General features: G+C 72.9%; 15 protein-coding genes and 1 pseudogene. 12 read left to right on the top strand and 4 right to left on the bottom strand.

The window, feature by feature from the left end:
* The first annotated feature begins 42 nt into the window (after nucleotides 1-42).
* From KZX60_RS04050 to KZX60_RS04040, 3 genes are all read left to right on the top strand, one after another.
* Complete coding sequence (locus KZX60_RS04050; RefSeq protein ID WP_248115752.1) at nucleotides 43-1503, top strand: L-lactate permease; 1461 nt, start codon at nucleotides 43-45, stop codon at nucleotides 1501-1503.
* A 71-nt stretch (nucleotides 1504-1574) separates the two neighbouring features.
* On the top strand, nucleotides 1575-2240 hold the full coding sequence (locus KZX60_RS04045; protein ID WP_248115751.1) for a response regulator transcription factor: 666 nt from the start codon (nucleotides 1575-1577) through the stop codon (nucleotides 2238-2240).
* Complete coding sequence (locus tag KZX60_RS04040; RefSeq protein ID WP_248115750.1) at nucleotides 2237-3538, top strand: histidine kinase; 1302 nt, start codon at nucleotides 2237-2239, stop codon at nucleotides 3536-3538. Before KZX60_RS04045 ends, KZX60_RS04040 begins: the two co-directional genes overlap by 4 nt.
* 141 nt (nucleotides 3539-3679) lie before the next feature.
* Here the strand turns inward: KZX60_RS04040 and KZX60_RS04035 are convergent, their stop codons facing one another.
* The 3 genes from KZX60_RS04035 to KZX60_RS04025 form a co-directional block, all read right to left on the bottom strand.
* Entirely contained in the window at nucleotides 3680-7060 is a 3381-nt protein-coding gene (locus KZX60_RS04035; RefSeq protein ID WP_248115749.1) for an HAD-IA family hydrolase, read from the bottom strand.
* Between the two features lie 141 nt (nucleotides 7061-7201).
* Nucleotides 7202-8455 (bottom strand): methyltransferase domain-containing protein, encoded by a 1254-nt coding sequence (locus KZX60_RS04030; protein ID WP_248115748.1) that lies wholly within the window; start codon nucleotides 8453-8455, stop codon nucleotides 7202-7204.
* An 8-nt stretch (nucleotides 8456-8463) separates the two neighbouring features.
* Nucleotides 8464-9072, bottom strand: coding sequence for a hypothetical protein (locus KZX60_RS04025; protein ID WP_248115747.1), 609 nt, complete (start codon nucleotides 9070-9072; stop codon nucleotides 8464-8466).
* Nucleotides 9073-9116: 44 nt separating this feature from the next.
* On the opposite strand from KZX60_RS04025, the gene KZX60_RS11955 reads away from it, so the two are divergent.
* From KZX60_RS11955 to KZX60_RS03985, 7 genes are all read left to right on the top strand, one after another.
* Nucleotides 9117-10076, top strand: coding sequence for a hotdog domain-containing protein (locus KZX60_RS11955; protein WP_282442580.1), 960 nt, complete (start codon nucleotides 9117-9119; stop codon nucleotides 10074-10076).
* Between the two features lie 9 nt (nucleotides 10077-10085).
* Nucleotides 10086-11348 (top strand): phospholipase D-like domain-containing protein, encoded by a 1263-nt coding sequence (locus KZX60_RS04010; protein ID WP_248115746.1) that lies wholly within the window; start codon nucleotides 10086-10088, stop codon nucleotides 11346-11348.
* A gap of 310 nt (nucleotides 11349-11658) precedes the next feature.
* Complete coding sequence (locus KZX60_RS04005) at nucleotides 11659-13134, top strand: MBL fold metallo-hydrolase (protein WP_248115745.1); 1476 nt, start codon at nucleotides 11659-11661, stop codon at nucleotides 13132-13134.
* Nucleotides 13135-13186: 52 nt separating this feature from the next.
* Nucleotides 13187-13840 (top strand): rhodanese-like domain-containing protein, encoded by a 654-nt coding sequence (locus KZX60_RS04000; protein ID WP_248115744.1) that lies wholly within the window; start codon nucleotides 13187-13189, stop codon nucleotides 13838-13840.
* A 3-nt stretch (nucleotides 13841-13843) separates the two neighbouring features.
* A complete protein-coding gene (locus KZX60_RS03995; protein WP_248115743.1) occupies nucleotides 13844-14602 on the top strand; it encodes a sulfite exporter TauE/SafE family protein in 759 nt (252 codons plus the stop codon).
* Between the two features lie 111 nt (nucleotides 14603-14713).
* Nucleotides 14714-14992, top strand: a complete 279-nt coding sequence (locus tag KZX60_RS03990; RefSeq protein WP_248115742.1) for a metal-sensitive transcriptional regulator — start codon at nucleotides 14714-14716, stop codon at nucleotides 14990-14992.
* Between the two features lie 133 nt (nucleotides 14993-15125).
* Nucleotides 15126-15317: a hypothetical protein gene (locus KZX60_RS03985; protein ID WP_248115741.1), complete on the top strand. Its 192-nt coding sequence runs from the start codon at nucleotides 15126-15128 to the stop codon at nucleotides 15315-15317.
* A gap of 131 nt (nucleotides 15318-15448) precedes the next feature.
* Here the strand turns inward: KZX60_RS03985 and KZX60_RS03980 are convergent.
* A pseudogene (locus KZX60_RS03980) lies at nucleotides 15449-16295 on the bottom strand (acyl-CoA thioesterase).
* A gap of 436 nt (nucleotides 16296-16731) precedes the next feature.
* Between KZX60_RS03980 and KZX60_RS03975 the strand changes: the two are divergent.
* Nucleotides 16732-18498: an ABC transporter ATP-binding protein gene (locus tag KZX60_RS03975; RefSeq protein WP_248115740.1), complete on the top strand. Its 1767-nt coding sequence runs from the start codon at nucleotides 16732-16734 to the stop codon at nucleotides 18496-18498.
* Complete coding sequence (locus tag KZX60_RS03970) at nucleotides 18495-20483, top strand: ABC transporter ATP-binding protein (RefSeq protein ID WP_248115739.1); 1989 nt, start codon at nucleotides 18495-18497, stop codon at nucleotides 20481-20483. The genes KZX60_RS03975 and KZX60_RS03970 overlap by 4 nt, the downstream gene beginning before the upstream one ends.
* Nucleotides 20484-20726: the final 243 nt, after the last annotated feature.

The following is a 20726-nucleotide window of genomic DNA, read 5'->3' as shown; positions in this document are numbered from 1 at the left end:
GGAGGGGCCTACAGTGGGTGGGTCCGAGGCCCGGGAGAGGGGGTGCGTGTGCAGGTCCTGTGGTCGCTGGCCCCCATCCTCCTCACCCTCGCCCTGCTGCTGACGAAGCTGCCCGCGTGGGTGGCCCCGGCCGCCGGCGCGCTGCTGGCCGCCGTCCTGGCTCCCACCGTGTTCGGCGTGGACCCGGGGGCGCTCGGCGTCGCGCTCGCCGGCGGCGTGCCCACGGTCCTGGAGATCCTCGCGATCATCGCCGGCGGCATCACGCTCTCCCGCGTCATGGAGCACACCGGTGCGCACCAGCGCCTCGGGCAGTGGCTCTCCGCGGGGGCGGGTCCCTCGATCGCCACGGGCCTGCTCATGGTGCACGGCGTGATCCCGTTCCTGGAGACGGTCACGGGCTTCGGGGTCTCGCTGATCGTCGGCGTGCCGCTGCTGATCGGCCTGGGGTACACGGCGTTCCGGTCCGCGGTGATGGCCGTGCTCGCCCTCACCATCGGGCCGTGGGGGTCCATGGCGCCGGGAACCCTGCTGGGCGCCCGGCTGGGGCACCTGGACTTCCAGCAGCTCGGCGTCACCACGGCGGTGTTCAACCTCCCCGCCTCGCTGCTCGCGGGCGTGGTCACGGTGCTGCTGCTCCGGGGGTCACGCGGCACGCGGTTCGACGCCGGCCCGGCCCGTCTCGCCCCGTGGATCGGGGTCGCCCTGCTCTCGGGCGTGGCCCAGTGGGCGCTCATCCTGGGGGCGAACCTGCTGGTCGGCACGGCGCCGGCGGGCGCCCTCGGCACGTTCGTGCTCACCGTGGCCTGGCTGCTCGTGGTCCGTCGGGGCCGGCTCACGCCCGGACCGGGGCGCGACGTCGTCCCGTACCTCACGCTCATGGTGGGCACCGTCATCGGCACCACGGCGGAGTCTGCGCTCGCGCTGAGCGGGCCGCTGTCCGTCGTCGGGACCCCGGCGCTGTGGGCGTTCGTGGCGGTCGGCGTGGGGGTGCGCCTGCTGCACCTGGACGCCGCGGGGCGGCGCGCCGTGCCCGGGGAGGCCGCGCGCCTGTGGGTGGGCACCGCCATTCCCAACGCGCTGTACGTGGCGTTCGGCCTGACGCTCTCGGCGGGCGGGGTCTCCGGCGCGCTGGCGGGCGCGCTCAGCGGCATGGGGGAGTCCTACCTGCTGGCCGTCCCCGTCATCGCGGCCCTGGGCGGGTTCATCACGGCGTCCAACACGGGCGCGATGGCGCTCTTCGGCCCGCTCCAGATGGACACGGGGGCCGCGTTGGGCGTGCCGCCCGTATGGACCAACGGCCTCCACAACGCCGCCGCAGGCTGGGGCATCATCCCGGGCCCGGCACGCATCCAGGTGGCCCACGGCATGGCCGCCGGCTCCCAGACCTCGGAGATGCCCGGCTGGGCCGTGAGCCGCGGCGCCCTGTTCGCGGTGCTGTTCCCCACCATGCTGGCCGGCATCGTTCTCATGTCCGTGATGGGCTGGTTCCTGCTGCCGCGGTGAGCGGCAGGCGGGCCCACATCCCGCCCTTCGGCGGAGGCGCCCGCCCCGCTCGCGCGCCTAGGCTGAACGGCATGATCCGTGTAGTCGTGGCCGACGACCAGACCCTCATGCGCACCGCCCTGGAGCACTTCGTGGCGCAGGCCGACGACATGGAGGTGGTCGGCTCCGCCGAGGACGGCCTCCAGGCCCTGGCCCTGGCCCGCGCCCGGACCCCCGACGTCGTGCTGATGGACATGCAGATGCCCCGCATGGACGGGGTGGAGGCCACGGCGCACATCACCGCGGAGCTGCCGGACACCCGCGTCCTGGCGATCACCACGTTCTCGTCCGAGCAGTACCTCGTCCCCGCCCTGCGCGCCGGTGCCGCGGGCTACCTCGTGAAGGACGCCCCGCCCGCCGACGTCGTGGACGCGATCCGCCGCATCCACGCGGGCGACACGGTCTTCTCCGCGCGTGTGGCCCAGGACCTGGTGGCCGCCGTGGCGGCCGCGCCCCAGGAGGTCTCCGTCGGCCCCGCCGAGCCGCTGGCCGCGCACGAGCGGCTCACCGAGCGCGAACTCGACGTGGTCAGGGAGCTCGCCAAGGGCTCCTCCAACGCCGAGATCGCGCGGGCGCTGTTCCTCGCGGAGGCCACCGTGAAGTCCCACATCGGCAAGGTCCTGGAGAAGTGGCAGGTCCGCGACCGCGTGCAGGTCCTCATCCGTGCCGCCCGCGCCGGACTCGTGGAGCTCGGATGAGCACCGCCGCCCCGGAGCCCGCGGGGCTCGCGTCGGCGGCGGACTCCCGCATGCCCCGTGTGCTGCAGGCCGAGCCGGTCTCCCGGCACACGCGGCTCATCCTCTACGCGCTGGCCGGGCTGCTGGTCGTGCTGGAGGTGACGTCCTCCCTCGTCGGGCCCCTCCTGGAAACATGGCTGTACGCGGACGGCGGCGCGCCGACGTCCGCCGGGGACCAGCCCAGCACCGCCGTGATCCTCGCGCTCGCCACGATCTCCGTGGTGCTGACCCTGCTGTTCGCGTGGCAGCCCAGCCTCGCGGCCGCGCTCGTCCTCGCGGGGACGGCCGTGAGCCTCCTGGGTCTGGTGGGCCCAGACCAGGCCCACCTCAACCCCTTGGCCTTCGTGGGCGGGATCATCCTGGGCGCCCCGCTGGTGGCCCGCTACTCCCGGGCGGGATTCGCGTGGGGCGCGCTCGCGGCGGTCGCGGTGCTCACGGTCGCCGGCGAGGTGCTCGCCGACCCCCCGTCCGCCGACGCAGAGGGCCTGCGCGGCACGATGATCTTCACGGTCGTCCTCGCAGCCCTGCCCACGATCCCCGCGATCTTCGTCCGCCGCACCCGGCACCGCGCCCGGGCGCGTGAGGCGGAGGCCGAGGCCCGGGAGCAGCAGGTCCTGCGCGCCGCGGAGCAGGAGCGCCAGCGGATCGCCGCGGAGCTGCACGACGTCGTCGCGCACGGCCTCACCGTGATCACCATGCAGGCGGCCATGCTGCCCACCCAGACCGACCCCGCGGCGCGCGCCGCCTCGGAGACGGCGATCGAGGAGGCCGCTCGCCAGTCCCTCGTGGACCTGCGGCGCATGCTCACGGCCCTGCGCGGCTCGGACCGCAACGCGCAGACCGCCGAGGGCGACATCGCCGTGGACCTGCCGGCCCGCTTCGACGAGTTCGAGTCGCGCCTGCACGCGGCCGGCTTCGCCGTGGAGCGCACCCTCGCGGACCTCGACCGCCTGCCCCGCTCCATGGAGCTCACGGTGCTGCGCGTGGTGCAGGAGTCCGTGACCAACATCCTCAAGCACACTCCGCGCCGCGGCACGGTGCACCTGTGCTCCCGGTTCGACGACGACGGCCACCTCGTCCTCGAGGTGACCAGCCCGCTCACCACGGGCGAGCCGCGGGCCAGCCGGGTGGTCTCGGCCATCCCCTCCGGCTTCGGCCTGGCGGGCATGCGCGAGCGCGTGGCCGTGTTCGGCGGCGCGCTCACCGCCGGCCCGATGGGCGACGGCTGGACCGTGCGGGCCGTCCTGCCGACCCGCTGACCTGCACCCCGCCCCGCCCCGCCCCGCCCGGCTCCCGCGCCCCTGCGTTTTCGCTAGGGAAATCGTCGTCTCCCTCCCAGCGGATCAGGATGGAGACGACGATTTCCCTAGCGAAAGTCCTGGCGCCCGGGGGAGGAGGACTCAGCCCAGCGGGACCGTGATCTCCTGGCCCGGGCAGAGCGTGTGCTCCTGGCCCGCGATGACCATGGGGACCTCATGCCACATGCCGTCGCCGGCCCGCACGGTCACCTCCGTCTGCGCCATGTGGATCTCCACCGGCTGCTGGTGCCACCGGATCGTGAAGCGCGCGCCGGGCAGCTGGGAGGGCAGGCGCGGGGAGAGGCGCACGACGCCGTCGCGCGTCTCCAGGCCCGCGTAGCAGCGGATGACGGTGTCCACGGTGCCGGCCATGAGGCCGAGGTGGATGCCCTCCTTCGTGGTGCCGCCCTGGGTGTCGGAGAGGTCCGACTCGAGCGCCTCCGTGAAGAGGTCCCACGAGCGGTCCGGGTCCGTGCGGGCCGCCACCCACGCGTGCACCAGACGGGAGAGCGTGGAGCCGTGCGTGGAGCGGGCCTCGTAGTAGGCCACCATCCGCTGGTAGGCCTCCTCCGGGAGCTCGTAGCCCATGCGGCGCAGGATCTCGTCCAGCTCCTCGGCGGAGAACAGGTAGCCGAGCATGAGGGTGTCGGCCTGCTTGGAGAGCTTGTACCGGTTGGTGGCGTCGCCCTCCGCCTGCAGGATCAGGTCCATGCGGCCGATGTTGCCGTACGTGGCGCGGTAGGCGTCCCAGTCGAACTCCTCCAGGTCCTGGTAGCCCTCGAACTGCGCCAGGATGCCGGCCTCCTCGCCCTCGGTGAAGAACGGGACCGTGAGCCTCGCGCTGATCTCCTCCCAGCGCTCGATCTCCTCCTCGGTGACCTCCATGACCTCGGTGAGGCCGTCGTCGAGGGTGTCCAGCCAGCGGACCAGGCGTGCGGTCTCGGCCAGGACCCATGCGGTCAGCACGTTGGTGTACGCGTTGTTGCGCAGGCCCGAGCCGGGGGTCTCCGGGTAGCCGTCGTGGAACTCGTCCGGGCCCATGACGCCGTGGATCTCGTAGCGGTCCGTCTCCGCGTTGTGCAGGGTCATGGACACGAAGAAGCGGGAGATCTCCACGAGCATCTCGGCGGCGTAGTCCGAGATGAACGCGGCGTCCTTGGTGATCTCGATGTACCGCAGCACCGAGTACGCGATGTCCAGGGAGACGTGGCGCTGGTTGTGGGAGTTGTCCGGCATCCACATGCGCGAGCGCGGGTTCCACAGCTCGGTGGGGGTCTCCTCGCCGCCGTCCGCGCCGGACTGCCACGGGAACATGGCGCCGGCCCAGCCCTCGGCCTGCGCGTTGGCGCGGGCCTCGCCGAGGCGGCGGAACCGGTACATCAGCAGGCCGCGGGTGATCTCCGGGCGGCGCAGCGTGAGCATCGGGTAGACGTAGATCTCGTCCCAGAAGATGTGCCCGCGGTAGCCCTCGCCGTGCAGGCCGCGGGCGCCCAGGGAGGCGTCCAGGTCCCGACGCCGGCCATAGGCCGTCTGCAGCACGTGGAAGGTGTGCAGGTTCAGGGCCAGCTGCTGGCGCAGGGATGCACCGTCCTTGCCCACGGTGACGGCCGAGCCCACGGAGGCGGAACGGCCGGCCTCGAACACCGGGGTCTCGTACTCGGCGCCCTCGGCGAGCTGCGCCGTGGAGCGGCGCTGGTTGCGGTGCGCGTCCGCGAGGTCGATCCGCACGGCGAAGCGGTCCCAGTTCATCCCCCAGCGCTGCTCGTGCAGGGTCAGCAGGTTGCGGAAGTTCTGCGCGCGCTGCACGGTCTTGACCGCCGACTCCCACACGGAGGCGTTGGCGTGGTCGTGCGTGGTGGCCACGGCCGCGGTCTTCTCCAGCACGAGCGGCACGCCCTCCTCCACGTGGAGGCGGATGTCCTGGCCCGCGACGAGGGGCGAGTCGTCCACGGGGCGGCGGATCGGCTGGTGGTGGCCCACGGGGGCCACCTGCCGGGTGCGGGCGGCCACGGCCACGTGGATGCGGGACTGGCTCGTGACGGTCTCCAGCAGGACGGTCTCGCCGTCGATCTCGCGGGCCTGGGAGGGCTCGAGGTGGTGGTTGGCCAGCGTGCGGTCGTCCGAGACGTTGAGGTTGGCCACGCGGCCCTCGATCAGCGAGCGCACGGTGAGGTCGCCGGACCAGTTCTCGGCCACCACGGTGAGCTCGATGGCCGCGATGTGGCGGTTGGCGAGCGACTGGAACTGGCGGGTGTGCAGGGTGGTGCGGCGGCCCTGCCCGTCCTCGAACGTCATGGTGCGGGAGAGGACGCCGCGGCGCAGGTCCATCTCCTGGATGAACTCCACGAGGTTCTCGTCGCTCGGCAGCAGGGGGCGGCCGCCGCGGGGGATGACCACCAGCGGCGTCCAGTCCTGGATGTTCACCATGTGCTCGGTGACGACCTCGCGGCCCTGGACCATGGAGGTCAGGCGGTTGAACACGCCGGCCATGTAGGTGCCGGGGTAGTGCACGTCCGTGATGACGGTGCCGGGGATGGCGCCGCGCGTGCCCCAGTACCCGTTGGCCATCGTGCAGAGCACCTCGCGCGTGCCCTCGACGGCGGCGTCGAAGTCGGTCCAGCGCAGCACCCAGGCGGCGTCGAAGGGGGCGGCGGTGCGCTCGTCCAGCGCGAGCGTGCCGTAGTCCTCCACCACCAGGTGGGCGCCGGCGTCCTTGAGGCGGCCGCGGCCGAGGTCCGGCTCGCGGTCCACGCCGATCACCAGGCCGAAGCGGCCGTCCGCGGCGGCCTTGACGCCGGAGACGGCGTCCTCCAGCACCATCGCGTCCGCCACGTCCACGCCGAGCTCGCGCGCGGCCTCCCAGAACATGGCCGGGTCCGGCTTGCCGGGCAGGCCGCGCTCCACGGCGGTGTTGCCGTCCACGATCACGGGGAAGAAGTCCAGCACCCCGCCGGCACCGAGCACCGCGCGCGAGTTCTTGGAGCTGGTCACGAGGGCCACCGGAACGCCGCGGCGGCGCAGCTTCTCCAGCAGGTCGAGCGCCTCGGGGAAGACGCGCACGCCGTCGCGCTCGAGGACCGCCTCGAAGTAGCCCTGCTTGCGCTCGGCCAGGCCGAGGACGGTCAGCTCCGGGGCGGACTCGGTCTCGGGGGCGTCGGCCTCCGGCACGCGCAGGCCGCGGGAGGCGAAGAAGGCCCGCACGCCGTCCTCGCGGGGGCGCCCGTCCACGTGGTGCAGGTAGTCGCCCGCGGCGTCGAAGGGGCGCAGGCGCTCCGGGTCCGCGGCGACGGCGGCCTCGTTGGCCTCCAGGGCGCCGACGGCGGGCAGCGCCTCGTCGAAGAGCTCCTTCCACGCCGCGGCGTGCACGCCGGCCGTGTCGGTGATGACGCCGTCCATGTCGAAGATCACCGCGCGGTAGCGGCGCAGCCGGTGGCGGCGGGCGTTCAGGTCCTGCGAGGCAGCGGGCGTGAGGGTCTGCGTCATGAGCGGGAGGGGCCTTTGCGCTGGTCGGGGAGAGGCTGCGGGAGGCCTCGGGCACTGGGAGACAGCCTAGGGGGAGCGGTCGGCGCGCGTCCCGCCCTCGCGGGGCGAACTTCCGGTGAACCCGCTCACGGGGCGGAGCCGTCAGCGGCGCACGAGGTGCACGAGGGTCTCGGCGTGCCCGGTCTGCGGGAACATGTCGAACACCCGGGCGCGCTCCACGCGGTAGGCCGGCAGGGCCGCGAGGTCCTTCGCGAGGGAGGCTGCGTTGCAGCTGGAGTAGAGGACGTGCGGCACGCCCGAGGTCTGCAGCCCCGCCGCCAGCTCGGGGCCGATGCCCCGGCGCGGCGGGTTCACGACGACGGCGTCCGGCACCGGCGCACCGGCGACCCGGCTGGGGTCGGCGGCGGCGTGCGGGCCCTCGCCCCGTCCCGCCGAGGACAGCGCCTGGGTGGCGTCGCCGGCGTCGAGGTGCACGCGGTCGGCCAGGCCCAGCTCCACGGCGGTGAGCCGTGCCGCGGCGATCGCGTCCTCGCTCGTCTCCATCCCCCAGACCTCGGCCACGCCGGCGCCGCCGTCGGCCACGGGACGGGCCAGGTGGAACGCGAAGCCGCCCACGCCGCAGTACAGGTCCCACGCGCTCGCGGGGCGGGCCTCGGCGAGCCATGCCGCCGCCGTCGCGTAGAGGGCGCGGGTCACGGCGGTGTTGGTCTGGAAGAAGCCCTGCGGACGCAGGCGCAGCCCGATCCCGTTGAGCTCCATGCGCAGGGTGGCGTCCCCGGCGAGGTGGACCTCCTCGCGGCCCTCGGGCAGGGCCACGTGCTCGGGCAGCAGGTTCGCCGTCACCACCCTCGCCGGCGTGCCGGCCTCCTCGAGCGCCGTCCGCAGCGCGGGGACCGCGGCCCGCAGCGCGTCGAGTCGGTCACGGGAGCGCAGCACGAAGCGCACCATCGCCTCGCGGTCCGGGGAGAGCGTCACGATCACGTTCTTCAGCTCGCCGGTGCGCGCGGCCACGTCGTAGGGGGTCAGGTCCGCGGCGCGCACCGTGTCCGCCACGGCGGCGGCGATCCGTTCCATCCCGGGCTCGTACAGGGGGCAGTCGCGCAGGTCCCAGCCGGTGCCGTCGTGGTGCCTGGGGTGCTGGTTCGGGTCCAGGATGCCCAGGCGCGGGTCCTGGGCCGTGCCGGTCACCACGAGCTTGGCCTTGTTGCGGAATCCGGCCGCGGGGGAGGGCGCGGGGTCCAGCCACCGGGTCCCGGCGTCCGACACGTCCGCGAGGCGCTCGCGCACCGCCGCGGCCTTGTCCGCCAGCTGCACGGCGTAGGGCACGCCCAGGAGGGTGCAGGAGCGGCAGCGGCCGGCGTCGTAGTGGTGGCAGAGAAGGACGGGCGAGTCCACGGCGCGGCTCAGAAGTCCGTGCTCGCGCGCAGCTCGGGGCGGTCCAGGCGCTCGGCGAGGTGGTCCAGGGCGAGCTCCGCCGCGGCAGCGATGTCCGCATCCACGTCCATCACCAGGGCGGAGAGCACGGGCACGGCGGCCTCGAGGTCGTTCGGGCCGGCCAGGGCGCCCAGGGCAGAGGCCGCCGACGCGCGGACCTCAGGGTCCGGGTCGCAGCACCCTGCGCCGACGCGGTCCACGAGCGCGTGGTCCACCGCGGCATCGGCGCGCAGGGCGTCGGCCCGTGCGGCCAGCACGAGGTGCACCGCGGAGCGCACCTCGGGCTCGGGGGCGTCGAGGGCGGCCACCAGGGCGGGCAGGGCCCGGCGGTGCCAGGCGCGCGTGAGCGCCAGGGCGCCGGCCGCGGCGGGGGTGAGGGCGTCGTCGTCGCCCAGGATGGCCTGGGCCGCCCCCGAGGTGACGTCCTCCGGGGTGCTGGAACCGGCCAGCAGGCGCGTGGCCACACCCACGACGGCGGCCTCGCCGCGCTCCTCCACGGCGCGCGCCACGCGGCGGGAGAGGCGGTTGAGGGGAGTCTGCGGTTCCGCGGGCAGCGGCAGGGGTTCGCGGGGGGTCATGCGCCCATTCTCCCGCTGACCGGGGCGGTGATACGTTCGGTGACATGAAGCACATCGGAGCCCTGTCCCTCGACTTCCGGGCGGACAGCTTCGACCATCCCTCCGGGATCGTGGACGCCGGCACCGCGATCTCCTGGATCGACAAGGTCTGCTATGCCGTCGCCGCGAGCTGGTCCGGCTCCTTCGTGCGCGCCCGCTACATGGGGAACATGCAGTTCCGCCACGCCGTGCCCGTGGACACGCAGGCCACGGTGCAGGCGCGCGTCGTGCACACGGACGGCTCCGACGTGCACGTGCAGACGCGCCTGATGCTGCCGGAGATCCCCGACGCCGCCGGCGACCCCACGGTCTGCACCTCCTCCATCGCGGTGTACTCGGCCGAGGAGGGCGGCACCCGCCTCGCCGTCCCCCAGTGGGTCCCCGCCACCCCGAACCAGGTCGAGCGCGACGAGCAGGCCCGGCGCTCCACCGTGGCCCGGCGCGAGGTGGAGCGGGGGATGGCCGAGCTGCCCTTCCCCGCCTCCGCCGCGGACCTCGAGGAGATGACCACCCTCTCCTTCCTCGCCCCCACGTCCGAGGCCACCGTGGGCGGCACCGTGAACGCCGGCGCGGTCATGCGCTGGGTGGACGAGGCCGCGGGCGTGTGTGCGGCACGCTGGACGGGCCACGAGAACGTGGTGGCCGTGTTCGCCGGCGGCGTGCGGTTCGTGCGCAACGTGCGGGTCGGCGACCTCGTGCGGGTGGACGCCCTCCTGGTGCACACCACGGACCGCTCCATGCACGTGGCTCTGCGCGTGTACGCCGGGCGTCGCACGAGCCGGCGCCCCCGGCTCGTGGCCCACTCGATCTCGGTGATGGTGGACGTCTCGGACGAGGGCCGCGCCGGCGTCGTGCGGCGCTACGTGCCCGTGAGCGAGGCCGCCCGGCGGCTCGAGGAGTCCGCGGTCGAGCTCGTGCGCCTGCGCTCCGAGATGGGGGCGGCCTGGACGTACGCCCGTCCGTAGAATGCGCGGATGAACGAGATCCCCGTCCCCGGACGCCCCGCCCTCCGCCGGCTCGTGGTCCGCGGCCTCACCGCCGGAGCCGCCGCCCTCGTCGTCCTCCCCGCCGTGACCGCGGTCGCGCTCACCGGGATCGACGTCGTCAAGCGCCGCGGACGAAAGCAGCGTCCCGCCCAGCGGCCGGGCACGTTCCACGTCGAGGCCGGGGAGTCCTCCGTGAGCATCTTCACCTCCGGCGAGGAGCTCTTCGAGGCGATGATCGCCGCGATCGACGACGCCCGCGAGTCCGTCAAGCTCGAGACGTACATCTGGAAGGGCGACGAGACCGGCCAGCGGTTCATGGACGCGGTCAACCGGGCGGCCGAGCGCGGCGTGCGGGTGTGGATCTCCTACGACGGCTTCGCCAACCTCGTGGTGAGCCCCCGGTTCTACCGGCAGTTCCATCCCGCCGTGCAGGTGTACCGGATGCCGGCCTTCACCCGCCCGTACTGGCGGGGGATCGTGCGGCACACCGGCTTCAACCACTCCAAGATCCTCGTGGTGGACCACGAGGTGGGGTTCGTGGGCGGCTACAACCTCGGCGACGACTACGCCCACCACTGGCGGGACACGCACGTGCGCCAGGTGGGGCCGGCGGTCTGGGGGCTGGACCACTCGATCGCCACCGTGTGGAACGCGGGCCACGCGCCCGAGGAGCGCATGGAGTGGCACACGCCGGACTCCTGGAACCAGGCCGTCACCGTGGCCTCCAACCTGCCGATCCAGCTGGTCTACCCGGTCCGCCGCGTGTACCTCGAGGCGATCGAGCGGGCGCGGGACCACATCTACATCAACACCCCGTACTTCATCCCGGACCAGCAGATCCTCGAGGCGCTCAAGGACGCCGCACGCAGGGGGGTGGACGTGCAGGTCATGCTGCCCAAGGACTCCAACCACGTGGTGGCCGACTGGGTCTCCCGCGGGTTCTACGCCGAGATGCTCGAGGCCGGCATCACGGTCCTGCTCTACAGGGCGAGCATGATCCACGCCAAGACCGCCACCGTGGACGGTGAGTGGGGCACCGTGGGCACCGCCAACATCGACCGCCTCTCCCTGGGCTACAACTACGAGACGAACCTCTCCGTGGTGGGTGCCGAGTTCGCCGCCCGCATGGAGGAGATCTTCCGCGCCGACGCCGCCCACTGCGACGTGGTCACCTCGCCGCGCTGGGAGGACCGCCACGGCATCGCCCGCGTGGTGGAGACCCTGCTCGTGCCGCTGCGCCCGCTGCTCTGACGGGGCAGGGCCTCCGGGGCGCCGAACGTCTGAGGCACTGAGGCACTGAGGCGCCGAGCATCCGGGGCGCCGACCCGGGGCGTCGGCCGCCGGCTCTCCGTCGCAGTCCTTCCCCCCCCCAGCCCCGGCGCCCTCGCCCCCCTGCGCGACCCCTCCGTTTCGACCGCTGTGAGTCCCTCGCGCTGTGGGGCGCCCTCCTGCTTGCATACCCCCAGGGGTATGTCTTACGCTGATCTCCGCTATACCCCAGGGGGTATCACGACGTCGTCGCCCGCCGTCGTCGCCCCAGCCCCGATCCCAGGAGGACCCCATGCTGCTCGAGCGCATCTACGACGAGGACCTGGCCCAGGCCAGCTACGTGATCGGCTGCCAGGCGAAGAAGGAGGCCATGGTGGTGGACCCCCGCCGCGACGTGCAGGTCTACCTGGACTTCGCCGCGCACCACGGCATGACCATCACGCACGTGACCGAGACCCACATCCACGCCGACTTCCTCTCCGGCACCCGGGAGCTGGCCGCCCGCACCGGCGCGCAGATCCACCTGTCCGGGGAGGGCGGCGAGGACTGGTCCTACGGCTTCGAGGGGAACCTCCTCCACGACGGCGACGAGATCCGCCTGGGCAACATCACCGTCACCGCCCAGCACACACCGGGGCACACCCCCGAGCACCTGAGCTACCTCGTGCAGGACGGCGCGTTCGCGGACGGCCCCGGCTACTACCTCACCGGCGACTTCGTCTTCTCGGGCGACCTCGGCCGCCCCGACCTCCTGGACGAGGCCGCCGGCGGCCAGGACACCCGCTTCCTCGGCGCGAAGCAGCTCTTCGCCTCGCTGAAGGAGAAGTTCGTGGGCCTGCCGGACCACGTGCAGGTCTTCCCCGGCCACGGTGCCGGCTCCGCGTGCGGCAAGGCGCTCGGTGCCCTGCCCTCGACGACGGTCGGCTACGAGCGCGCCTACGCCTGGTGGGCGCCCTACGTCGAGAAGGACGACGAGCAGGGCTTCGTCGACGAGCTGCTCGACGGCCAGCCGGACGCCCACGCCTACTTCGCCCGCATGAAGCGCCAGAACAAGCAGGGCCCGGCCGTCCTCGGCGAGCTCGCCCCGCTCACGGAGCTCAGCGGCGAGGCGGCCGCGGCCCGCGTCGCGGACGGGGACGTCCTCGCCGACACGCGCCCGGTCGACCAGATCCACGCCGGCACCGTGCCCGGCTCCCTCGCCCTCCCGGCCAAGGACAAGGCCGCCACCCACAGCGGCTGGGCCTTCGACCCCGAGGCCGAGCAGAACGCCGGCGTCGCCATCATCCTGCTGGCGGACGACGCCGACGACGCCGGCCGGATCCGCGACCACCTGATCCGCGTCGGGGTGGACGCCGCGGACGCCTTCGTCACCAGCCTGGAGGGCTTCGACCTCGAGGCCCCGGCCACCATTACGGCGGAGGAGCTCGAGCGCAGGATCGCCGCCGGCGACGTCGTCGCCGCGGCCCCCGGTGCCGCGCCCGGCCAGGACGGCCTCGCCCTGCTCGACGTCCGCAACCGCTCCGAGCACGCCGCCGGCACCATCCCGGTCAGCGCGGGCGCGGACGGTGACGACGCGGGGGCCGCCCAGCTCTCCGCCGGCAAGGTCGCCTTCCACGAGGACGAGCTGCCGAAGGACGCCACGCTCGTGACGTTCTGCCAGTCGGGGCTGCGCAACATCGTCGCCGCCCAGGCGCTGCGCCGCGACGGCTTCCGCGTCGTCGAGCTCGAGGGCTCGTACAACGCCTGGCAGCAGCGCGTCCGCGGCTGAGCCGCCCGCGTTGCCCCGCCTGAACCTGACACGCCCCAGAATGGAGACCACCATGACCGTCACGACCCTGACCCCCGTGAGCCCCGAGGCCCTGCGCGAGCGCATTGCCGCCGGCGAGGTGTTCGTGCTCGACGTGCGCACCCCCGGCGAGTTCGAGGCCGAGCACATCGCCGGCTCCTACAACGTCCCCCTGGACACCCTGAAGGAGCGCGCCCGCGACGTCGCCGAGCGCCTCGACGGGCATGTTGTGCTCGTGTGCGCCTCCGGCGTCCGCGCCTCCGACGCCCAGCAGCGCCTCGCCGCGGCCGGCTTCCGGGAGGCCGCCGTGCTCTCCGGCGGCATCAGCGCCTACGCCCAGGCCGGCGGCGACGTCGTCCGCCGCGGCTCCGGCTGGGCCATGGAGCGCCAGGTGCGCATGACCGCCGGCACCATCGCGCTCACCGGCGCCGTCGCGTCCCAGCTCGGCTCGCGGCGCTTCGGCCTCATCCCCGCGGCCATCGGCGCGGGCCTCACGTGGTCCGCGGTGTCCAACACGTGCGCCATGGCCTCGGTGCTGTCGAAGATGCCGTGGAACCGGCCCGCCGTCGAGCGCTCCGCCGCGGACGTCCTGGGCGGCCTCCCGACGACGTCGGGCGCCTCCGGTGCCGGCCGTGCCGTCGCCGTCGCCCCGGGGACCGCCGTCCCCTCGGCCACCGGGCGGGCCTGACCGATGACCGGGCTCGCGATCGCCCTGGCGCTCGTCGTGGGCATGCTCGTGGGCATGCTCGGCGGGGGCGGATCCATCCTCATGGTGCCGCTGCTGACGTATGTGGCCGGGCTGGAGCCGCACGCGGCGATCGCGAGCTCGCTCTTCGCGGTGGGCATCGCCTCGCTCGTCTCCGTGGGCCTGCACGCCCGTCGGGGCACCGTGCGATGGCGCACGGGCGGCCTCTTTGCGGCCGGTGGCATGGTCGGCGCGGTGCTGGGCGGCGCGCTGGGCTCGCTCCTGCCGGGGCCGGTCCTCATGATCGGCTTCGCGGTGATGATGCTCCTGACCGCGCGGGGCATGATCCGGGGCCGGCGCGACGGCGGGGAGCCCGAGGGTGAGAGGAAGGTCCGGGTGGGCCGGCTGCTGGCCACGGGGCTGGGGGTCGGGCTGATCACCGGCCTCGTGGGCGCCGGGGGCGGGTTCCTCATCGTGCCCGCGCTGGTGCTGCTGGCGGGGCTGCCGATGAGCGCCGCCGTCGGGACCTCGCTCATGGTGATCGCGGCGCAGACCCTCGCCGGGTTCGCCGGCAAGCTGCCCGGCGTGAGCCTGGACTGGGGGCTGCTGCTGGCCCTGACGGGCATGGCGGTCCTCGGCGCGCTGATCGGTGTGGCGCTCGGGAAGCGGGTGCCGGACCGGGCCCTGCGGATCGGCTTCGGCTGGTTCGTGCTCCTGATGGGCGTCGGAGTGCTGGCGGCGGAGATCGCCGGCCTCGTGGCCTGACGCGTCGCCCGAGACACCCCCGGGGGTATCCTGAGCGCCGACCTGCGTGGGCCTGGCCAAGCCCCGACTCACCGTTCTCCTGTTCTCTGACCGTCCCCGAAAGGACCCGCCATGCGCGCCGCCGACGCCGAGACCCAGCGCAAGATCCTCAACCGCCTCAAGCGCGCCCGCGGGCAGCTCGACGCCGTCATCCGCGAGGTCGAGGGGGAGGGGAGCTGCCGCGACGTCGTCACCCAGCTCTCCGCCGTCTCCACCGCCCTGGACCGGGCCGGCTTCGCGATCGTCTCCTCCGCCATGAAGTACTGCGTGAGCGATCCCGAGGGCGCCGCCGAGTCCGAGGAGAAGCTGACCGTGGAGGAGCTCGAGAAGCTCTTCCTCAGCCTGGCCTGAGCGGCCCCACCTCCGGCCCCTGCCTTCCGGCCGAGTCGTACCTGGAGACCGTTATCCGGCCTGGATAGCGGTCTCCGGATACAGCTCGCCGACTGCTGAACCCCCGACATCCCCGATCGAGAGGAACCTCATCATGTGCCGTCCTGCGAAGTGCGACGTCTGCGGCAAGACCACCTGGGCCGGCTGCGGCCAGCACATCGACTCCGTGAAGGCCACCGTGCCCGCCGGCCAGTGGTGCGGAGGCCGTCACACCGACGCCGAGCGTGCGGCCGCCCGCGCCGGCGGCCAGGAGCCCGGCTTCCTCGCGCGCCTCTTCCGGCGCTGACGCCGACCGGAAGCTGTGCCCGGGCCAGCTCGGCCCGGGCACAGCCTCACCTTCCACCGACCCAGACTTTCGAGCCGCAACGTCACCCCTGTCGCGGCTTGAAACTATGGGTCACGCGCCAGCTGTGCCGGTCACGCGCTGCCTGCCTCCCCTGCGCCGGCCCCGCCCGCGCCCAGCAGGTGGTCGGGCAGGCGGTTGCCGGGGGCCTTCGCGCGGATCTCGAGCAGGTCGCGGGCGTGCTGCCACATGCATGCCCTTGTTGCCGGTGTAGATCAGCCGGGCCTCCACCTCCACCAGGTCGCCGATGTGCAGCGGGCGGTAGAAGCGCACGCCGCCGGAGAACACCGCCACGGTGTCCCGCCCGGCCCAGCGCGTCGCGCAGAGGTAGGCGGCGGTGTCGATCCACTCCATGACGATGCCGCCGTGCACTTTGCCGCCCCAGTTCACGTCCGTCGGCGCGGCGAGGAAGCGCAGGACCACGCGCTCGGCCGTGCCGGCGTCGGAGTAGACCTGCTCCTTCATGGCGGCGGTGATCTCGTCCCGCACGGCGATGCGGGAGATCGCGTACTCGCGCGCCAGCTCCTGCTCCAGGCTGCGGGGCACGAACTCGGGCACCTTGACGGGCTTGCCGTCCTCGACGGCGACGAACACCACGAGGCACCGCGTCGCCTCGCTCAGCTCACCGGTCTTCGGGTCGCCGGAGCGCACCGTCGTGTTGATGTGCATCGAGCTGGACCCGGTGTAGAGGACGCTCGCGGTGACCTCCACCATCTGCCCGACGGTCACGGGCTCGCGGAAGTGGATGTTGCCCACGTACGCGGTGACGCAGTAGGTCCCCGCCCAGGCGGTGGCGGCGGCGAACGCGGCCTTGTCCACCCACTCGAGCACGCGGCCGGCGTCGACGGTGCCGGAGTGGCCCTGGTCGGTGGGGGCGGCGAGGAAGCGGAGGGTCACTTCGTGGCGAGGGGTCTCGGTCATGGACGAGATTCTCGCAGGGCCCGGCCGGGGGATCTCGACCGACCGACTCCTCTTCACTCGACCGAGCCCTATGGGGGCGTTTCCGTGAACAAGCGTCGGTCCGACGGGATGCAGGCCCCCGACCTGCGCTTCGCCCGTGCCTTTCAGCCGCTTCGGACCGTGCGTCGCGGTCCGGAAGTGCGGGTCGTCACAGGTGAGCGGCGAGGCCTGGACGAGGTGAGTCCCGAAGCCTGCGCGAGGCGAGGAACGGGGTGGTGCACGGACGACGGCGGCCCGTCCTGGCCCGTCCGCCGCCGGGTGCAGAATGGGGATCGACGGGGCCCGACGACGCGCCCCGTCCCGCCGCCCGCGGCGCCTTCGTCAAGGCCTCACCAGGCGCGCCGCCGCCACCCGATCCGCCCCGATCCGCCCCGCACCAGCCACCCCTAGGACCCCCATGCTCTGGACCCTCCTGCGCCGCCACGGCCGCCCGTACCTCGGGGCGATCCTCGCCGTGCTCGTGCTGCAGCTCGTCAGCACGCTGGCCATGCTCTACCTGCCCAGCCTCAACGCCCGCATCATCGACGAGGGCATCGCGAAGGGCGACACCGGCCGCATCTGGGGCATCGGGCTCGTCATGCTCGGCGTCGCGCTCGTGCAGGTCGTCGCGGCCATCTCCGCCGTCTGGTTCGGGGCGAAGGCCGCGATGGGCGTGGGCCGGGACCTGCGCCGCGCGATCTACACCCGCGTGGACGGCTTCTCCGCGGAGGAGCTGGGCCGCTTCGGCGCCGCCACGCTGATCACGCGCGGCACCAACGACGTCAACCAGGTCCAGATGCTCACGCTCATGGCCCTGAACTTCATGGTCGCGGTGCCGATCATGGCCATCGGCGGCATCGTCATGGCCATCCGCGAGGACGCCGGGCTCTCCTGGCTCGTGTGGGTCTCCGTGCCCGTGCTGCTCGTCATCGTGGCGTGGATCGTCAGCCGCCTCATGCCACTCTTCCAGCGCATGCAGGACAACATCGACGACGTCAACGGCGTCATGCGCGAGCAGGTCATGGGCATCCGCGTGGTCCGTGCCTTCGTGCGCGAGCGCCACGAGGCGCAGCGGTTCAGCGACGCCAACGCCGTCCTCACGGACACCTCCGTGCGCATCGGCCGGCTGTTCGTGCTGCTCGGCCCCGTGATCACGATGATCCTGCACCTGGCCACCGCCGCCGTGCTGTGGTTCGGCGGCCACCGCGTGGACCAGGGTCTCGTGCAGATCGGCTCCCTCACCGCCTTCATGCAGTACCTGCTGCAGATCCTCATGGCGGTCATGATGGGCACCTTCATGATGATGATGCTCCCGCGCGCCGTGATCTCCGCCCGCCGCATCGGCGAGGTCCTGGACACGGTCCCGACCGTCGTCGAGCCCGCGAACCCCGTGACCCCGGCGCGCCGCGCCGGCGCGGTCGAGTTCCGCGACGTCACCTTCGCCTACCCCGGCGCCGAGGCCCCCGTGCTCGACGGCGTGAGCTTCGCCGTCGCCCCCGGCACCACGACGGCGATCATCGGCCCCACGGGCTCCGGCAAGTCCACGCTCATCAGCCTCGTCCCGCGCCTCTACGACGCGACGTCCGGGCAGGTCCTGGTCGACGGCGTCCCCGTCACCGACCTCGCTCGCGCCGAGCTGACCGACGCCGTCGCGCTCGTCCCGCAGCGGCCGTACCTGTTCTCGGGCACGGTCGCGGAGAACATGCGCTTCGGCGCCCCGGACGCCACGGACGAGGAGATCTGGGCCGCGCTGGAGACCGCGCAGGCCGCGGACTTCGTGCGGGCCCGCACCACCCCGGCGCCCGCCCCCGAGGAGGGCGAGGTGTCCGGCCTGGATTCGCGCATCTCCCAGGGCGGCACGGACGTCTCCGGCGGCCAGCGCCAGCGCCTGTCCATCGCGCGTGCCCTCGTGGCCGAGCCGCGCGTCCTCGTCTTCGACGACTCCTTCTCCGCGCTCGACGTCACCACGGACGCGCGCCTGCGCGCCGCCCTGGACGACGCCGCCGCGGACACCACCCGCATCGTGGTCGCCCAGCGCGTGGCCACCATCACCGACGCGGACCAGATCATCGTGCTGGACGAGGGGCGCGTCGTCGGACGCGGCACCCACGCCGAGCTGCTGGCGGACAACCAGACCTACCGGGAGATCGTGGACTCCCAGCTGACCGCGGAGGACGTGGCATGAGCGAGCACCTGACCGACGAGGAGATCCTCGAGATCCAGGAGCAGGGCGCCACCGACGACTGGGGCGGCGGGCCGGCCCGCAAGGCCAAGGCGTTCTTGCCGTCCGCGAAGCGGCTCATGAGCCTGTTCCGCACGGAGAAGCTGGGGCTGGCCGTCGTCGCCGTCATGGTGCTGGTGGCCGTGGTGTTCAACGTGTGGGCGCCGCGCGTGCTCGGCCGGGCGATGGACGTGATCTTCGGCGGCGTGGTCTCCGCGCAGATGCCCGGCGGGCTGAGCCGCGAGCAGGTCATCGACGGGCTGCGCGCCCAGGGCGAGGACCAGGCCGCGGAGATGCTCTCCGGCATGGCGTTCACGCCGGGCGAGGGGATCGACTTCACCGAGCTGGGCCGGCTGATCCTGATCGTGCTGGCCATGTACCTGGTGGCGCAGACCTTCATGTGGCTGCAGGGGCGTGTCCTCAACGACCTCGTGATGCGCCTCGTGTTCCGCCTGCGCGAGGACATCGAGGCCAAGATCAACCGGCTGCCGCTGAGCTACTTCGACCGTGGGCAGCGCGGAGATCTGCTCTCCCGCACCACCAACGACGTGGACAACGTCCAGCAGGCCCTCCAGGAGGCGTTCGCCTCGCTCGTGTACTCGGCGCTGACCGTGATCGGCGTCGTCGGCATGATGTTCTGGCTGTCCTGGCAGCTCGCGCTCATCGCCCTGATCGCGCTGCCGGTGGCCGGCGTGGTGGTGGGCGTGATCGGCAAGAAGTCCCAGGCGCTGTTCTCCGCGCAGTGGCGGGAGACGGGCCGGCTCAACGGGCACATCGAGGAGTCGTTCACGGGACATGAGCTGGTGACCGTGTTCGGCCGTCAGCGGGACATGGCCGCGCGCTTCGACGAGCGCAACGAGGAGCTGTACGAGGCCGCGTTCAAGGCGCAGTTCTACTCGGGGATGATCATGCCGATCATGGAGTGGGTGAACTGGCTGGGCTACGTGGGCATCGCGGTGGCCGGCGGCCTGCGCGTGGCCAGCGGCCAGATGACCCTGGGCGCCGTGACCGCGTTCATCCAGTACTCGCGCGAGTTCAACCAGCCGCTGGGGCAGGTGGCGGGCATGTCCAACATGCTCATCTCCGGCGTCGCCTCGGCGGAGCGCATCTTCGAGCTGCTGGACGAGGACGAGGAGGACCGCGACGCGGCCCCCGCGCACCTGCCGCAGCCGGTGCGCGGGCGGGTGGAGTTCGAGCACGTGCGGTTCTCCTACTCGGAGGCCAAGCCCCTCATCACGGACCTCAACCTGGTGGCGGAGCCGGGCCAGACGGTCGCCATCGTCGGCCCGACCGGCGCCGGCAAGACCACCCTGGTCAACCTGCTCATGCGCTTCTACGAGGTCGACGGCGGCCGCATCCTGGTGGACGGTGTCGACACCCGCACCGTGAGCCGGGAGGAGCTGCGCTCCCACACGGGAATGGTGCTCCAGGACGCCGTGCTCTTCGGCGGGACCATCCGGGAGAACATCCGCTACGGCCGGCAGGACGCCACGGACGAGGAGGTCGTCGCCGCGGCGCGGGCCACGTTCGTGGACCGCTTCGTGCACACCTTGCCCGAGGGCTACGACACCGTCATCGAGCAGGACGCCTCCAACGTGTCCGCGGGCGAGCGCCAGCTCATCACCATCGCCCGCGCGTTCCTGGCGCAGCCCTCGCTGCTGATCCTGGACGAGGCGACCTCCTCCGTGGACACCCGCACCGAGGTGCTGGTCCAGGGCGCAATGGCGGCGCTGCGCTCGGACCGGACGAGCTTCGTGATCGCCCACCGCCTCAGCACCATCCGCGACGCCGACGTGATCCTCGTGATGGAGCACGGCGACATCGTGGAGCAGGGCAACCACGCCGAGCTCCTCGCGGCCAGGGGCGCCTACCACCGGCTCTACATGAGCCAGTTCAAGGGCGGGGAGGACGACGGCGGCGGTGCGGCCTCGGGAGAAGACGCCCGGTGATGACTGCAGCGAGCGTGAAGGGACTCGGGACGGCCTGACGAGGCCAGGAGAATCCCTTGCTGTGGGGGGTAGCGTCTACTATGTGACGTAGCTCATATCGGGTTGGAATCCTGAGGAGGATCGTCATGGGACCGAGGGCTTCTGGTCATGAGCGGGCCTGACATCACAGGGAGACGTGGCCGGGGTCTGGCAGTCGGGCTTGCGCTCACTGTCGATCTCGCCGCGTGCGGGGATGAAGGCGGA

Origin of the sequence: Micrococcus sp. EYE_212 (assembly GCF_023147585.1) — a bacterium.
Classification (GTDB): domain Bacteria; phylum Actinomycetota; class Actinomycetes; order Actinomycetales; family Micrococcaceae; genus Micrococcus.
This window is presented reverse-complemented; position numbering and strand designations above follow the sequence as displayed.

Excerpts from the sequence above, each read along its gene's own strand:
- KZX60_RS04010 (WP_248115746.1), top strand. The coding sequence starts at position 10,086 with ATGAACGAGATCCCCGTCCCCGGACGCCCCGCCCTCCGCCGGCTCGTG.
- KZX60_RS03975 (WP_248115740.1), top strand. The coding sequence starts at position 16,732 with ATGCTCTGGACCCTCCTGCGCCGCCACGGCCGCCCGTACCTCGGGGCG.
- KZX60_RS04040 (WP_248115750.1), top strand. The coding sequence starts at position 2,237 with ATGAGCACCGCCGCCCCGGAGCCCGCGGGGCTCGCGTCGGCGGCGGAC.
- KZX60_RS04025 (WP_248115747.1), bottom strand. The coding sequence starts at position 9,072 with ATGACCCCCCGCGAACCCCTGCCGCTGCCCGCGGAACCGCAGACTCCC.
- KZX60_RS04045 (WP_248115751.1), top strand. The coding sequence starts at position 1,575 with ATGATCCGTGTAGTCGTGGCCGACGACCAGACCCTCATGCGCACCGCC.
- KZX60_RS11955 (WP_282442580.1), top strand. The coding sequence starts at position 9,117 with ATGAAGCACATCGGAGCCCTGTCCCTCGACTTCCGGGCGGACAGCTTC.
- KZX60_RS03995 (WP_248115743.1), top strand. The coding sequence starts at position 13,844 with ATGACCGGGCTCGCGATCGCCCTGGCGCTCGTCGTGGGCATGCTCGTG.
- KZX60_RS03985 (WP_248115741.1), top strand. The coding sequence starts at position 15,126 with ATGTGCCGTCCTGCGAAGTGCGACGTCTGCGGCAAGACCACCTGGGCC.
- KZX60_RS03970 (WP_248115739.1), top strand. The coding sequence starts at position 18,495 with ATGAGCGAGCACCTGACCGACGAGGAGATCCTCGAGATCCAGGAGCAG.
- KZX60_RS03990 (WP_248115742.1), top strand. The coding sequence starts at position 14,714 with ATGCGCGCCGCCGACGCCGAGACCCAGCGCAAGATCCTCAACCGCCTC.
- KZX60_RS04000 (WP_248115744.1), top strand. The coding sequence starts at position 13,187 with ATGACCGTCACGACCCTGACCCCCGTGAGCCCCGAGGCCCTGCGCGAG.
- KZX60_RS04035 (WP_248115749.1), bottom strand. The coding sequence starts at position 7,060 with ATGACGCAGACCCTCACGCCCGCTGCCTCGCAGGACCTGAACGCCCGC.
- KZX60_RS04005 (WP_248115745.1), top strand. The coding sequence starts at position 11,659 with ATGCTGCTCGAGCGCATCTACGACGAGGACCTGGCCCAGGCCAGCTAC.